We start from the raw sequence: 13,856 nt of genomic DNA on the forward strand, positions 1-13,856 counted from the left end.
GCTCGATGCACGGCACCTGCACCAGCCCGCCCACCGGGTCGCAGGTGAGCCCGAGGTTGTGCTCCATGCCGATCTCGGCGGCGTTCTCGACTTGTTCCGGCGTGCCGCCGAGCACTTCGGCCAAGGCGCCGGCGGCCATCGAGCAGGCGACGCCGACCTCGCCCTGGCAGCCGACTTCGGCACCCGAGATCGAGGCGTTCTCCTTGAAGAGGATGCCGATCGCGGCCGCGGTGAGGAGGAAGCGCACGACGCCGTCCTCGGTCGCGCCGGGGATGAAGCGGTAGTAGTAGTGCAGCACCGCGGGGATGATGCCGGCCGCGCCGTTGGTCGGGGCGGTGACGACGCGCCCGCCCGCGGCGTTCTCCTCATTGACCGCCAGCGCGTAGAGGTTCACCCAGTCCATCGTGGTGAGCGGGTCGCGCAGCGCGGCTTCGGGCGCCGCGGACAGCATGCGGTGCATCGCCGCGGCGCGGCGCTTGACCTTCATGCCGCCGGGGAGCGTGCCTTCGATCTCGCAGCCGCGGCGCACGCAGGCCTGCATCACCTTCCAGATGTGCAGCAGGCCGTTGCGCGTCTCGGCTTCGCTCCGCCAGGCCTTCTCGTTCTCGAGCATCAGCTGGCTGATGGAGAGCTCGTTCACCGCGCACTGGGTCAGCAGCTGGTCGGCGCTGTGGAAGGGGTACGGCAGCTCGGTGCGGTCCTCGACGATGCGATCCGCGCCCGCGGCCGCCTCGTTCACGACGAAGCCGCCGCCGACCGAGTAATACACGTGGCTCGCGAGCTCGACCTCACCCTCGCCGTAGGCCGTCAGGCGCATGCCGTTGGGGTGGAACGGGAGCGTCTGGCGGCGCAGGAAGATGAGGTCGGTCTTCTCGCAATAGGCCACCGGATGCAGGCCCATCAGGGACAGCCGCTTGGCCTCGCGGATGCGCGCGAGGCGCGCCTCGACCGTGTCGGGGTCGATGAGATCCGGCGCCTCCCCTTCCAGCCCGAGCAGCACGGCGGTGTCGCTGCCGTGGCCCTTGCCCGTGGCGCCGAGCGAGCCGTAGAGCTCGGCCTTGACGCGGCGCACGCGCGCCAGCAGGCCGTCTTCCTTGAGTCCGGTCGCAAAGGTCAGCGCGGCACGCATGGGCCCCACGGTGTGGGAACTGGACGGACCGATCCCGACCTTGAACATCTCGAATACGCTGATCGCCATGGCGTGTCGCTCCTCGCGCGGCTCAGCGGGTGGCCGGATAGACCGGGAAGCGCGCGCACAAGGCCTTGGCCTTCTCGCGCACCGCGGCGATCACCGACTCGATTTGGTCAACGCGGTCGATGTGGTCGAGCACGTCGCAGATCCAGTTGGTGAGTTCCTTCGCTTCCGTCTCCTTGAAGCCGCGCGTGGTGATCGCGGGCGTGCCGATGCGGATGCCGCTGGTGACGAAGGGCGACTGCGGGTCGTTGGGCACGGCGTTCTTGTTCACCGTGATGTTCGCCGCACCCAGCGCCGCGTCGGCCTGCTTGCCGGTGAGGCCCTTGGCGACGAGATCGACGAGGAAGAGGTGATCATCGGTGCCGCCCGAGACGATCTTGTAGCCGCGCTCGATGAACACGCCGGCCATCGCGCGGGCGTTCTTCACCACCTGCTGCTGGTAGGCGCGGAACTCGGGTTGCAGCGCTTCCTTGAGCGCCACGGCCTTGGCGGCGATGACGTGCATCAGCGGGCCGCCCTGGATGCCGGGGAACACCACGGCGTTGAGCTTCTTCTCCAGCTCGGCGTTGGCACGCGCGAGGATGAGGCCGCCGCGCGGGCCGCGCAGGGTCTTGTGGGTGGTGGTGGTGACGACGTCGGCGAAGGGGATGGGGTTGGGATAGAGGCCCGCGGCCACCAAGCCCGCGACGTGGGCCATGTCGACGAAGAGCTTGGCGCCGACCTGGTCGGCGATGTCGCGGAAGCGCTTCCAGTCGACGATGCGCGAATACGCGGAGAAACCCGCGACGATCATCTTGGGCTTGTGCTCGAGCGCGAGCGCCTCGACCTGGGCGTAGTCGATCTCGCCGGTCGCCTCATCGAGGCCGTACTGCACCGCGTTGTAGAGCTTGCCGGAGAAGTTCACCTTGGCGCCGTGCGTGAGGTGGCCACCGTGCGCGAGGCTCATGCCCAGCACCGTGTCGTGCGGCTCCAGGAGCGCCATGTAGACGGCGGCGTTGGCCTGCGAGCCCGAGTGCGGCTGCACATTGGCGTAGTCCGCGCCGAAGAGGAGCTTGGCGCGGTCGATCGCGAGTTGCTCCACCACATCCACGTGCTCGCAGCCGCCGTAGTAGCGCTTGGCCGGGTAGCCCTCGGCGTACTTGTTGGTGAGCACGCTGCCCTGTGCCTCGAGCACGCGCGGGCTGGTGTAGTTCTCGGAGGCGATCAGCTCGATATGCGACTCCTGGCGCTCGAACTCGCCATCCATCGCGGCCTTCAGTTCGTCGTCGAAATCGGCAATACGGTCGGTCATTGCGAACATGGGCATTTGTCTCCTCGGGTTGGGACTGTCGTCGCCGACAGCGGCCGCATCGGATGGCGGCTTCATGGGAGGAGATATTAGGAAGTTCGCCCGCCGCGCTTTTGCCTGTATCCGTCACGCGCTTGCTTGATATGGACCGACGGGAAGGACTCGCGCCTCTTGTGCACAAGCAAGTGGTGGGCTGCCGTCCATCGGCACGAGCGTCGTCGTAGCCGAAATCCGCGGGGGTGATGACGCGCCCCACCCCATTCGGACATTGCCTGGATCAGGTCGCTCATCGTCCGGACACGCTTCTGTCCTCCCACCGGTCCGCGTGCTAGAAATGATTAGCGACGTGTGCCGTTTGCATCATGACCATAACCAATGGAGGGGAATATGAACCGACATCCATCAGGACTCGTTGTAGGCATCATGCGCGGCCTGGCGGCCACAGCCGTGCTGGTCGTTCCAATGTCCGCCTCCGCCGATTCGGAGCAAGCGCGCAGCCAGGTGTGGGACATCGCGCGCGGCGGGCAACTCTACGACGACTGGGGCAAGGTACTCGGCAAGGAACTGCCGGACACGACGCATCCGGCCTATCCCGCCAGCGGCAAGCAGAAGGGCTCGGCGACCTGGCGCTGCAAGGAGTGCCACGGCTGGGACTACAAGGGCGCGGACGGCGCCTACGGCAAGGGCTCCCACCACACCGGCATCAAGGGCTTGCGCGCGATGGTCGGCGCCGATCCGAAGGCGATCCTCAAGATCATCAGCGATGACAATCACCGCTATACGGAGGCGATGATCGGCCGCGGCGAGATGGAGAAACTGGCCCTCTTCGTGAGCCTCGGGCAGATCGACATGGACCAGCACATCGATCGGGCGACGCGGAAGTCGCGCGGCGAACCGGGCCGCGGCGCGCCGACCTACCAGACCATCTGCGCGGTGTGCCACGGTTTCGACGGCAAGACGCTGAACTTCAAGACGCCCGAGACCCCGGAATACGTCGGCACCATCGCGCGCGAGAATCCGTGGGAGTTCATGCACAAGGCACGCTTCGGCCAGCCCGGCATCCCGATGATCTCGCTGATCACGCTGCCCGACACGACGCTCGCCGATCTGCTTGCGGTGGCGCAGACCCTGCCGGAGAAGTAGGCGCGCCCGATTGCGCCAACCCGCCCCTTGAGTGCGGGCGGTCTCGGCGGCACGGTGCAGCGACGCGGCGGCGGCTCCGGTTTCCCCGCTGCGGTAGACCAGTCCGCCGTCGACTCGCCACACGAGTCTGACGAGAGGACGATTCGGCGAAGGGCGGGTCCTTGCCCTGCCCTTCGCGGTCGGACGTGCCGGCCCGGAGCTGTCGGCACATGATCCCGATCGCCTCGCCCGGTGCCACCACGAGTTCGCGCTCGAGCACCTGCGCGTACGGGTGGTAGCAGCGCAGCGCCGCGCCCCTGTCACCGACGGAGGGTACCCGCGTCGCGAACGAAATTCGGCGAAGGGCGGGTCCTTGCCCTGCCCTTCGCGGTCGGACGTGCCGGCCCGGAGCTGTCGGCACATGATCCCGATCGCCTCGCCCGGTGCCACCACGAGTTCGCGCTCGAGCACCTGCGCGTACGGGTGGTAGCAGCGCAGCGCCGCGCCCCTGTCACCGACGGAGGGTACCCGCGTCGCGAACGAAATTCGGCGAAGGGCGGGTCCTTGCCCTGCCCTTCGCGGTCGGACGTGCCGGCCCGGAGCTGTCGGCACATGATCCCGATCGCCTCGCCCGGTGCCACCACGAGTTCGCGCTCGAGCACCTGCGCGTACGGGTGGTAGCAGCGCAGCGCCGCGCCCCTGTCGCCGACGGAGGGTACCCGCGTCGCGAACGAAATCGGCCGGATCAACGTCGCGCCGGCGCCTGCTTCCGGAAACGCAGCGTGATCAGCGCCCCGATCGTCAGCAACGCGGCAATCAGGTAGAGGCCGTTGCTGAGGCTCCCCGTCGTGGACTTCACCCAGCCGAGCATGGTCGGACTGGCAAAGCCGCCGATCAGGCCCAGGCTGTTGATGAAGGCGATCGTGCCGGCGGCGGCCTTCGTGCCGCCGAGAAAATCCGTCGCGATAGCCCAGAACAAGGGCTGCAAGGTGAAGATGCCCGCGGTGGCGATGCTCATCACGAGCAGCGACAGCGGCAGGCTGCCGGCGGTCTGCGAGATCGTCGCGAGCGCCGCGGCGCCGAACAGCGCGCACGCGACGGTGTGGCGCCGCCGCTCGCCGCTGCGGTCAGAGTGACGGCACACGAGGATCATCGTGAGGACCGCGACGCCGTACGGGATCGCCGAGTACAGGCCGATCGACAGGACGTCGGTGACGCCGGCCCCCTTGATCAGCGTCGGCAGCCAGAAGCTGATCGCATACACGCCGCAAATGAAGGTGAACCATGTGAGCGCCATCGCATACACACGCGGCGACTTCACGGCATCGCCGAAGGAGTGGCCATGGAAGAAGGGACGGTCGGCATGGTCGCGCTGCAGTTCGCCGACGACGACGGCTTTTTCCTCGGCGCTCAACCACTTCGCCTGCTCGGGCCGGTCATCGAGGTAGAAGTATGCGATCACGCCGAGCAGACATGAAGGCAGGCCCTCGATGAGGAACATCCACTGCCACCCGCCCAGCCCGTTGAAGCCGTCGAGCGTACGCATCAGCCAGCCCGAGAGCGGGCCACCGACCACCCCGGCCATTGCGACCGCCGTAAGGAACAGCGCCATCACGCGCGCACGCCGATTGGCCGGGTACCAGCAGGTGAGGTAGAAGATCATGCCGGGGAAGAAGCCGGCCTCGAACACGCCGAGCAGGAAGCGCAGGACGTAGAACACCATCGGCGAGGTGATGAACATCATCGCCGCGGACGTGAGGCCCCACAGCACCATGATGCGCACGAGCGTCTTGCGCGCGCCGATCTTCTCCAGGATCAGGTTGCTCGGCACCTCGAACAGGAAGTAGCCGGCGAAGAAGATCCCGGCTCCCAGGCCGTACACGGCGTCGCTGAAGCCCAGGGCGTCCTTCATCTGCAGTTGCGCGAAGCCGACGTTGATGCGGTCGAGATAGGCGGCGACGTAGCAGATGAACAGGAAGGGCATCAGGCGCCAGGTAATCCTGCGATAGGTCGCATCCACCCTCTGCTCCTGCACGCCCTGACGCAGCCCCGGGGCGAAGGGCATCTCCAGTACCGTTGTAGTCATTCGTGTCTCCTCGTTCGAATATTTTTTCGAATCTGTGTGGATCGTCGGTGTTGCCTGTGCTGGCCGGGACGTCCTCCGGCGCTGCGGGTCTCGGTCGGTGGCGCCCTCCCTCTCAGTCCGCGACGGCGCCGAAGGCCAGCGCCGCATTCGTGCCGCCGAAGCCGAAGGAGTTCGACAGCGCGACGCGCACCGGCCGGTGCCTGGCCGTGCCGGGCACGAGGTCCATGCGTTCGAAGCCCTCGGGCGGTGCGGACAGGTTGAGCGTCGGCGGCACGAGCTGATCGCGCAAGGCGAGCATGCACACGATGGCCTCGACGGCGCCCGCGGCACCGAGCAGATGCCCCATCGCCGACTTGGTCGAGGACACCGACAGGCCGCCCTCCCCGCCTTGCTCGGCATGTGCGCCGAAGACCTCGCGCAGCGCGCGCAGCTCGACGAGGTCGCCGAGCGGCGTCGAGGTCGCATGGGCGTTCACGTAGTCCACGTCCTCCGGGGCGACGCCCGCCCAGGCCAGCGCCGCGCGCATCGCGCGCACGGCGCCGCTGCCGTCCTCGGGTGGCGCGGCGACGTGATAGCCGTCGCCCGACAGGCCGTAGCCGAGCACTTCGGCGTGGATGCGCACACCCCGCGCCCGCGCGTGATCGTAGTCCTCGAGCACGACGATGCCGCTGCCCTCGCCAATCACGAAGCCGTCGCGCGCGGCGTCCCACGGGCGGGAGGCGGCCTGCGGCGCGTCATTGAAGCTTGTCGATAACGCCCGTGCGGCACAGAACCCGGCGATACCCAGGCGCGACACGGCGCCCTCGGTGCCGCCCGCGACCATCACGTCGGCGTCGCCCAGCATCACCATGCGCGCGGCGTCACCGATCGCGTGCGCGCCGCTCGCACAAGCGGTCGCCACGCCGTGTGTGGGGCCCTGCAGGCCGTGGCGGATCGCGACCTGTCCAGCGGCGAGGTTCACCAGCGCGGACGGGATGAAGAAGGGCGAGATGCGCCGCGCGCCCTGGCGTTCCAACGTCAACGCGCCTTCGGCAAGCGCCGGCAGGCCGCCGATGCCCGAGCCGATCAGCACGCCGGTGCGCTCGCGCGCCGGCTGCGACGACGGGTGCCAGCCTGCGTCGCGCAGCGCCTGCTCGGCCGCGCACAGCGCGTACATCGCGAAGCGATCCATCTTTCGCTGGTCCTTGGGCGGCACCCACTCGTCGGCATCGAAGCCGCCATCGGCATTGGCCCCTTCCGGCAGCAGGCCCGCAATGCGCGATGGCAGGTCGGCGACGTCGAAGCGATCGATCGCGCGGATGCCCGACTCGCCCGCGAGGAGCCGCGCCCAGGTGCGCTCCACGCCGACGCCGAGCGGCGTCGCAAGCCCCCAGCCCGTCACGACCACGCGCCGCAGCGCCCTCCGTCCCGCACCTGCTCCCGCCATCTTGCCTCCTGCTGTGGATGTGACTGTGTGCTTGCCTACCAGGCAACCGTTCCCATCTGAATGCTAGTCGACACTATTGTCGTTTTTATTTACAGTTGATCAGCCATTATTGCCTCAACCGATCATTATTCCTCTCCACCGTCGGGAACCCGCCGCCATGCGTTTCGAAATCCGCCACATGCGCGCCTTCATCGCCGTTGCCGAGGAACTGCAGTTCCGCCCCGCCGCCGAGCGCCTGCACATGACGCAGTCGGCGCTCACGCGCACGATCCAGCATCTGGAGGAAGCCGTCGGGGCCGAGTTGCTGTCGCGCACGACGCGCGTCGTGCAGCTCACCGAGGCCGGCCGCACCTTCCTCTACGAATGCCGGCTCGCGCTCGGCCACATCGAGAAGGCCTCGCTGCTCGCGCAGGCCGCCGCCGACGGCAAGGTCGGCTACCTGCGCATCGCGTACATGGACTTCGCGATCAACGGCAAGCTGCCGATGATCATCGAGAAGTTCCTGCACACCCATCCGGGCATCAAGGTCGAGCTGTTTCACTTTCCTAGCTCGAAACAGAAGGAGGCGTTGCTGGAGTCGCGCATCGATGTCGGCTTCCTGATCGGCCCCTTCGAGTCGCCGAGCGTGCGCCAGCTCCTGGTCGCGCGCGAGGAACTGGTGGTGCTGCTGCCGGCCGCGCATCCGCTCGTTGACAAGCCGTCGATCTCGATCCGCGATCTCGCCAACGAGAAGTTCATCCTCGGTTCGAAGGACTCGTGGGAGGCTTTCCGCGCCCACTTCTTCGCGCTGTGCCACGCCGCGAACTTCTCGCCCCTTATCGCGCAGGAAGCGTCCACGAGCGACGGCATCTTCGGTCTGGTGGCCGCGAACATCGGCGTCGCGCTGTATGCGCGCTGCGCGGAGAACATCCTGCGCAAGGGGCTCGTCATCCGGCCGCTGGCAGGCCGGCACAAGCCGCTGGAAACCCTGGTGTGCTGGCGCAAGGACATTCCGACTCCCACCGTGGACCGATTCGCGCAGTTCCTGCACGACAACGCCGACGAATTCGGCATCGCGCAGGAGACACGAGAATAGCCGTGCCCAACGCCCGAACTGTTGCCGCTTGGGGCACGATTGTTGTCTCTGAGCGCAATAGTCGCCATTGCCCCTCACCCGGATAAAGAAGGCGACCCGCAGGCCAGGAGCGCCCGCGGATCGCCAAGGGGGAGGACGTTGCGCGAACTCAGAAGAACTGGTTGGGCACGAAGGTGACAATCTCCGGGAATGCCGTGAACAGCCCGATCACGCCCAGCATGATCAGCCAGTACGGCACCGTCGCCCACGACGCCTCGCCGAGGCTAACCTTGCGCTTCGAGATCGTCACCAGCACGAAGAGGTTGAGCCCCACCGGCGGCGTGATCATGCCGACCTCCATCAGGATCGTGACGATGATGCCGAACCAGATCGGGTCGAACTGCATCGACATCATCAGCGGGAAGGCGATCGGCAGAGTCATCAGAAGCAGCGAGATGCCGTCGAAAAAGCAGCCCAGCACGAGATACACGAGCACGATCGCGAGCAGCACCTCGTAGCGGCTCAGCCCCATCTTCGCGACCCAGTCGACGAGCTCCTTGGGTAGGCCCAGGACGCTGATCGCCTGTGCGAGGATCAACGTGCCGAGCAGCACCATCGCGATCGTGCCGAACATAAGCACCGAGGTCTTGAACGACTGCCACAGCTTCGGCAGCGTCAGGTCGCCCCAGATGAAGCCCAGCACCGTCGCCGCGACAACGCCCAGCGCGGCGGCCTCGGTGGTCGTTGCCAGCCCCATGTAGATCGTGCCAAGCACGAAGAAGATCAGGATGGGCAGCGGCCAGATCGCACGCAGGCCGGTGAAGATCTCGCCCCAGCTCGGCCGCTCGTCGGTGCGCGGCGCCAGATCCTTGCGGAAATAACACAGGCCCGCGATGTAGACCGAGAACAGGCCGGCGAGCAGCAGCCCCGGCACGATGCCGGCGATGAACAGCTTGCCGATCGACACGTCCTGCGTCGCGCCGTAGATCAGCAGCGACAGACTGGGCGGGATCAGCAGGCCCAGCGTGCCGCCGGCCGCGAGCGAGGCGATCACCGTCGCCGGATCGTAGCCGCGCTTGACGAGCTCCGGATAGCCGACCGAGCCGATCGCCGCCGCGGTAGACGAGCTCGACCCGCTCACCGCGCCGAACACCGTGCACACGGCGATGTTGGTGTGCAGCAGCTTGCCGGAGAAGCGATGGAACAGCGGCGTGAGGCCGTTGTAGATGCGCCCCGAGATGCCGCTCGCCATCAGGATGTCGCCGAGGAAGATGAACAGCGGCACTGCACTCAGCGTGAAATCGGTGAAGGTGTTCCACACCGCCTGCACCGCGAGCGAGGTCGCCTCGCCCACCTGGAACTGCAGCAGGATCAGGCCCGTGAGGCCGAGCGCGGCGCCGAGCACCGCGCCGGTCACCATCAACACGAGCATGCTGGTCGAAAGGATGCCCCAGGTCATAGCGCGTCCTCCTCGCCGGTGATGGAGAAGAACGACGACCGACCGGCGAGCTGGCGCAGGCTGTCGGCCATCTGGGCGACGCTCACGAGCACCAGCACCACGGTGCACAACGGCAGCATCGCCATCCACGGCCACAGCACCATCGCACCGATGTCCGAACGCGCGTCGAGGAGGCGCGAGTAGTCGGCGAAGTCGTAGGACAGCACGAGGAACCACACGCAGAAGGTCGTGAGGATCAGCGTCGCGCCGATATCCACGAGGTGGCGCAGCGGCCCCTGCAGGCCGCGCGTGACGATGTCGAGGATGATGTGACGGCGCATCACGAGGCCCAGCGGCATCGCGAGGAACGCCATCGTGGCGAACAGCAGGCCGATGAATTCATCGGAAAAGGCGAAGGGTGCACCTACAAAGTAGCGCATCACGACGCCCAGGAACACGAACAAGCTCATCAGCACGGCAGCGACGGCGGCGAGCCGGTTCATGCCGAGCGCGAGCCATTCCAGGCAGCGGATCAGGAAATGCATGTTGGTCTCCAGCGATTGATTCCGGAACGATCCGGACGGCCGCCGCGCGGCGGCCGCCCCTGCCACGCCGCGTCAGGGCGTGAGCTTGGCGATCGCCTCCTTCATGCGCTGGTAGTAGTCGACGCCCTTCGGGCCGGCCGACTTCGCCATCTCCGCCCAGGCCTTGTCGGACGCTGCGACGAAGGTGCTCACGTCGCCCTGCGAAAAGGGCTGCAGCATCGTGATGCCGAGCGCCTTGCGCTCCTCGACGGCGGCGTTCTCGCGCTCGGCGCTCACCGCGGCGTCGCGCGTCTTGGCCCACATCGCCTCGCCGGCCTCGACCAGCACCGCCTGCAGGTCCTTGGGCAGGCGCGACCACGCCTTGTCGCTCACGCCGAACATCCACGGCACAGCAGCCCACGGGTGCATGTAGGCCTCGTACTTCGCGACCTCCTGCAGCGACACGGTCTTCGCGACCGTCGACAGGTAATAGGCGCAGTCGACGACCCCCGTCTGCAGCGCCATGTACATGCTGTTCTGCGGGATCACCTGCGCCGCCACGTCCAGCCCCTGGAAGGTGCCGACGAGGTGGCTGCCCCACACGCGCAGCTTCTTGCCCTTCAGTTGCGCGAGGCTGTTTACCGGCTCCTTGCAATGCACGCCGACGTTGAACACCGGGCTCACGACGCCGCCTACGGTGTGGATGCGCCACTTCGCGTAGCCTTCCTCGTAGATCGCGCGCATCGTCGGCAGCAGTTGCAGATGCTGCTGCGGTGTGCGGATCGCGCCCTGCACGTACACGACGCCCAGCTCCGGCGCGTCGCGCGTGAAGTACTCGCCGTACAGCATCGCCATGTCCACGGCACCGGCCTGCATGATGCGCAGCAGGTCGGCGTCCTTCAGCCCCAACGAACCGGCGTGGAAGACGTTGATCTTGAGCCGCCCGTTCGAGCGCGCCGCGACGTCGTCGGCGAATTGCTGCAGATACTTCGCTTCCGGGCGGGATTCGACGATCTGGCTGTGCATCTTCAGTTCAATCGTCTCCACCGCCGCCACACTGCCCGAGACGACGCACAGCGCGCCGAGCAGCAGCTTCCTGAAAATCGACAAACCACTCATGACAAACACTCCTTTGGTGATGGGCGCGCGCCGATCGCGCGCACCTGCCGCCACGCGTCGGTCGTCGCTTGTTTTCGTTATTGGCGTTCCCGGCTCGCGGGCGGATGAAGCACGGCGGGGGCGGCAATGCCCCCGCTGCGCCCCGGATCAGCCCTTCATCGAGTAGAGATAGTCGACGCAGCGGTCGACCGACTCGACGTCGGCGAACTTGGCGTCGATGTCGAACAGGTTCCACTCGACCGCGCCGGGCACGCGATCGCCGATGCATTCACGCACGGCGATCGTGCGGAAGCCTTCGGCGAGGCCATCGCACAGCGTCGTGCGCACGCAGGCGGACGCCGTCACGCCGGTCACGAGGATGGTGTCGACGCCGGCCGCGCGCAGGAAGCCCGCGAGGTAGGTGCCATGGAAGGAGCTCGCGCGCTTCTTGATCAGCACCTGCTCGCCCGCGATCGGCGCGATGCGCGAGTCGATCGCCCAGATGTTCTCGTCCTCCTGATTCACGACGTCGACCGGGATCTTGTTGTGCCACAGGCCCATGTCGGTGTGTGGATTCTTGCGGTCGGTGACTTGGTAGCAGGTCGTCACGTGGATCACCGGATGATTGTTCTCGCGGCAGGCCTTCAGCAGGCGCTGCACGCCGGGGATGATCTCGTCGTCGATCTTCTCGCACGTGAAGGGGTTGCCGGGGCGGGTCCAGGCGTTGGCGAGGTCGACATTGATCAGCGCCGGCTTCTTGCCGAAGCCCACCCGGCGCTGGAAGCCGCGCTCCTGGTACAGCTTGGTGGCTTCGGCGAAGGCTTGCTTGAGCATGTCGTTGAGTTGGCTTTCCATGTGATTCGTCTCCAGACAGTGTTGGTTTCGGGGTGGCGACAAAGGCGTCTTTGTCTGGAGGAATACTAGCCAATACTATTGATCTTTCTATTTACAATTAATAAGTTACTATTGTCTTAATTAACAATAATCAAAAGTAGTCACGGGCGTGGAAAATTTCACGAGAGCCACGGCAACGCGACAAAGAGACGGAGTCATTAGAAGACTCGCCTCTCCACTCCCCGCCCGTCACTATCTCGACGTCCCACCGCCACCGCCAACCGCCTTACCCCCTCCGAAACCATCCCTTCCTCCAGATTCCCGTACCCCAACACAAGCCCGTTGCACATCATCGGCGCTCTGGCATAGCTCCCCAGCGCCCGCACCCCCAGCCCCAACTCGGCTGCACGCTTTACCACCTCCGTATCGCGTATCTCGGATGGCAACCACATGACCAGGTGCAGCCCGGCCTCGCCGCCCGACAGTTCCACGCGCGGTCCGAACGCTTCCCGCAGCGCCGCACGCAGTGCGGCCTGGCGCGCGGCGTAGCGAGCGCGCATGCGACGCAGGTGGGTGGTGTAGTGGCCGCGCCGGATGAAGTCGGCGAGCGCGCGCTGTTCGATACCCTGCCCTGCCCGCGTCGCCTGCGCGGTAGCACGGGCGAAGTCCGCGGCGATGGCTTGCGGCAGGACGATGTAGCCGAGGCGCAGGCCGGGATAGAGGGTCTTGCTGAAGGTGCCGACATAGACGACCGGGGCGTCCGCCTGCAGGCCGAAAAGCGCGGGCGGCGCGGGGCCAGTGCGGCGGAATTCGCTGTCGTAGTCGTCCTCGATGATCCAGGCGCCGGACCGCCGTGCGCGCTCAATCAGGGCGAGGCGTCGCGGCAGGGACATGACGCGGCCTGTCGGGTACTGGTGCGAAGGCGTGATCATGATGAGTCGCGGCGGGTGATGGCGCCAGTCGTCCTCGCAGGGGGACAGCCCCTCGGCGTCGACGGGCACGTCATGCACCTGAAGCCCGGCGAGGCCGAAGGCGACACGGGCGGCGAGGTAGCCGGGGTTTTCGGCCCAGACCGTGTCCCCGTGGTCGCCGAGAAGGCGGGCGCAGAGGTCCAGTGCCGCCTGCGTTCCGCTGGTGATGACGATTTGTGCCGCATCCATCGACAGACCGCGCACGCTCGTAAGGTGGCCGGCCAGCGCCTCGCGCAGTGCGGGGTCGCCGCCATGCGCCGCGTAGCCCAGCTGGCGCCAGCCCGCGTCACGCCAGGCGCGTTCGAGGCACGCGCGCCAACTGCGGAAAGGGAAGGCACCGAAGTCCGGCACACCGGGAGAAAATGGCAGCGCCGCAACCTCGCGCGCCAGTTCGGGCTGCAGCGCGGCCGCAGCGCGGGCAGAGAGTCGTTGGCGCGCCGCGGGCGCATCCTCCGTGGCCGATCGCACGGCCGGACGCGCAGGAAGCGCCGCCACGCGCGTGCCTTGGCGGTCTGCCACCAGGCAACCTTCGGCGACGAGCTGCTCATAGGCGAACAGCACGGTGTTGCGGGCGATCTTCAGCGAAGCGGCCAGCACGCGGCTGGCGGGGAGGCGAGTGCCGGACGCGAGACGGCCGGACAGGATCGCGTCGCGCAGGCGGCGGTAGAGCATTTGCTGGCGCGGCAAAGAGTGTGGAAACGTCTGCGGCAATGGCGGGGCGAGCAGCCAGTCGAGCTCCATCGTGGCTCCATGGTTTGTCGATTCTGTGGCACTACGAAAGGTACCACCACCGCCGTAGGCTTGCGTCGTCCTTCCCTTC

11 protein-coding genes are annotated in these 13,856 nt (G+C 67.0%); 2 read left to right on the top strand and 9 right to left on the bottom strand.

Annotated features, from left to right (window positions below; translation table 11 throughout):
- Nucleotides 1–1,198: L-serine ammonia-lyase (locus tag GPA27_RS25965; RefSeq protein ID WP_169143331.1), on the bottom strand; the 1,198-nt coding region annotated here is incomplete at its 3' end.
- A 22-nt stretch (nucleotides 1,199–1,220) separates the two neighbouring features.
- A complete protein-coding gene (glyA, locus tag GPA27_RS25970; RefSeq protein WP_169143332.1) occupies nucleotides 1,221–2,495 on the bottom strand; it encodes a serine hydroxymethyltransferase in 1,275 nt (424 codons plus the stop codon).
- A gap of 375 nt (nucleotides 2,496–2,870) precedes the next feature.
- Between glyA and GPA27_RS25975 the strand changes: the two genes are divergently transcribed.
- Entirely contained in the window at nucleotides 2,871–3,626 is a 756-nt protein-coding gene (locus tag GPA27_RS25975; protein WP_169143333.1) for a cytochrome c family protein, read from the top strand.
- Nucleotides 3,627–4,350: 724 nt separating this feature from the next.
- Here GPA27_RS25975 and GPA27_RS25980 read toward each other — a convergent pair.
- On the bottom strand, nucleotides 4,351–5,691 hold the full coding sequence (locus tag GPA27_RS25980) for an MFS transporter (RefSeq protein WP_246261494.1): 1,341 nt from the start codon (nucleotides 5,689–5,691) through the stop codon (nucleotides 4,351–4,353).
- Nucleotides 5,692–5,803: 112 nt separating this feature from the next.
- Nucleotides 5,804–7,117 carry a beta-ketoacyl-ACP synthase II gene (fabF, locus tag GPA27_RS25985; protein ID WP_246261496.1) on the bottom strand — a complete coding sequence of 438 codons (1,314 nt, stop codon included), beginning with the start codon at nucleotides 7,115–7,117 and terminating at the stop codon, nucleotides 5,804–5,806.
- Between the two features lie 157 nt (nucleotides 7,118–7,274).
- Here fabF and GPA27_RS25990 point away from each other — a divergent pair, with 157 nt between their 5' ends.
- Nucleotides 7,275–8,192, top strand: coding sequence for a LysR family transcriptional regulator (locus tag GPA27_RS25990; RefSeq protein WP_169143334.1), 918 nt, complete (start codon nucleotides 7,275–7,277; stop codon nucleotides 8,190–8,192).
- Between the two features lie 148 nt (nucleotides 8,193–8,340).
- On the opposite strand, the gene GPA27_RS25995 is transcribed toward GPA27_RS25990, so the two are convergent.
- The 5 genes from GPA27_RS25995 to pdxR form a co-directional block, all read right to left on the bottom strand.
- On the bottom strand, nucleotides 8,341–9,630 hold the full coding sequence (locus GPA27_RS25995; RefSeq protein ID WP_169143335.1) for a TRAP transporter large permease: 1,290 nt from the start codon (nucleotides 9,628–9,630) through the stop codon (nucleotides 8,341–8,343).
- Nucleotides 9,627–10,154 (bottom strand): TRAP transporter small permease subunit, encoded by a 528-nt coding sequence (locus tag GPA27_RS26000; protein ID WP_169143336.1) that lies wholly within the window; start codon nucleotides 10,152–10,154, stop codon nucleotides 9,627–9,629. The genes GPA27_RS25995 and GPA27_RS26000 overlap by 4 nt, the downstream gene beginning before the upstream one ends.
- A 72-nt stretch (nucleotides 10,155–10,226) precedes the next feature.
- A complete protein-coding gene (gene dctP, locus GPA27_RS26005) occupies nucleotides 10,227–11,252 on the bottom strand; it encodes a TRAP transporter substrate-binding protein DctP (RefSeq protein ID WP_246261497.1) in 1,026 nt (341 codons plus the stop codon).
- A 147-nt stretch (nucleotides 11,253–11,399) separates the two neighbouring features.
- Nucleotides 11,400–12,086, bottom strand: a complete 687-nt coding sequence (locus tag GPA27_RS26010; protein WP_169131238.1) for an isochorismatase family protein — start codon at nucleotides 12,084–12,086, stop codon at nucleotides 11,400–11,402.
- Between the two features lie 197 nt (nucleotides 12,087–12,283).
- Entirely contained in the window at nucleotides 12,284–13,777 is a 1,494-nt protein-coding gene (gene pdxR, locus GPA27_RS26015) for a MocR-like pyridoxine biosynthesis transcription factor PdxR (protein ID WP_169143337.1), read from the bottom strand.
- Nucleotides 13,778–13,856 lie beyond the last annotated feature (79 nt).

The sequence above is a fragment of the Aromatoleum toluolicum genome (genome assembly GCF_012911005.2).
Classification (GTDB): Bacteria; Pseudomonadota; Gammaproteobacteria; order Burkholderiales; family Rhodocyclaceae; genus Aromatoleum; species Aromatoleum toluolicum.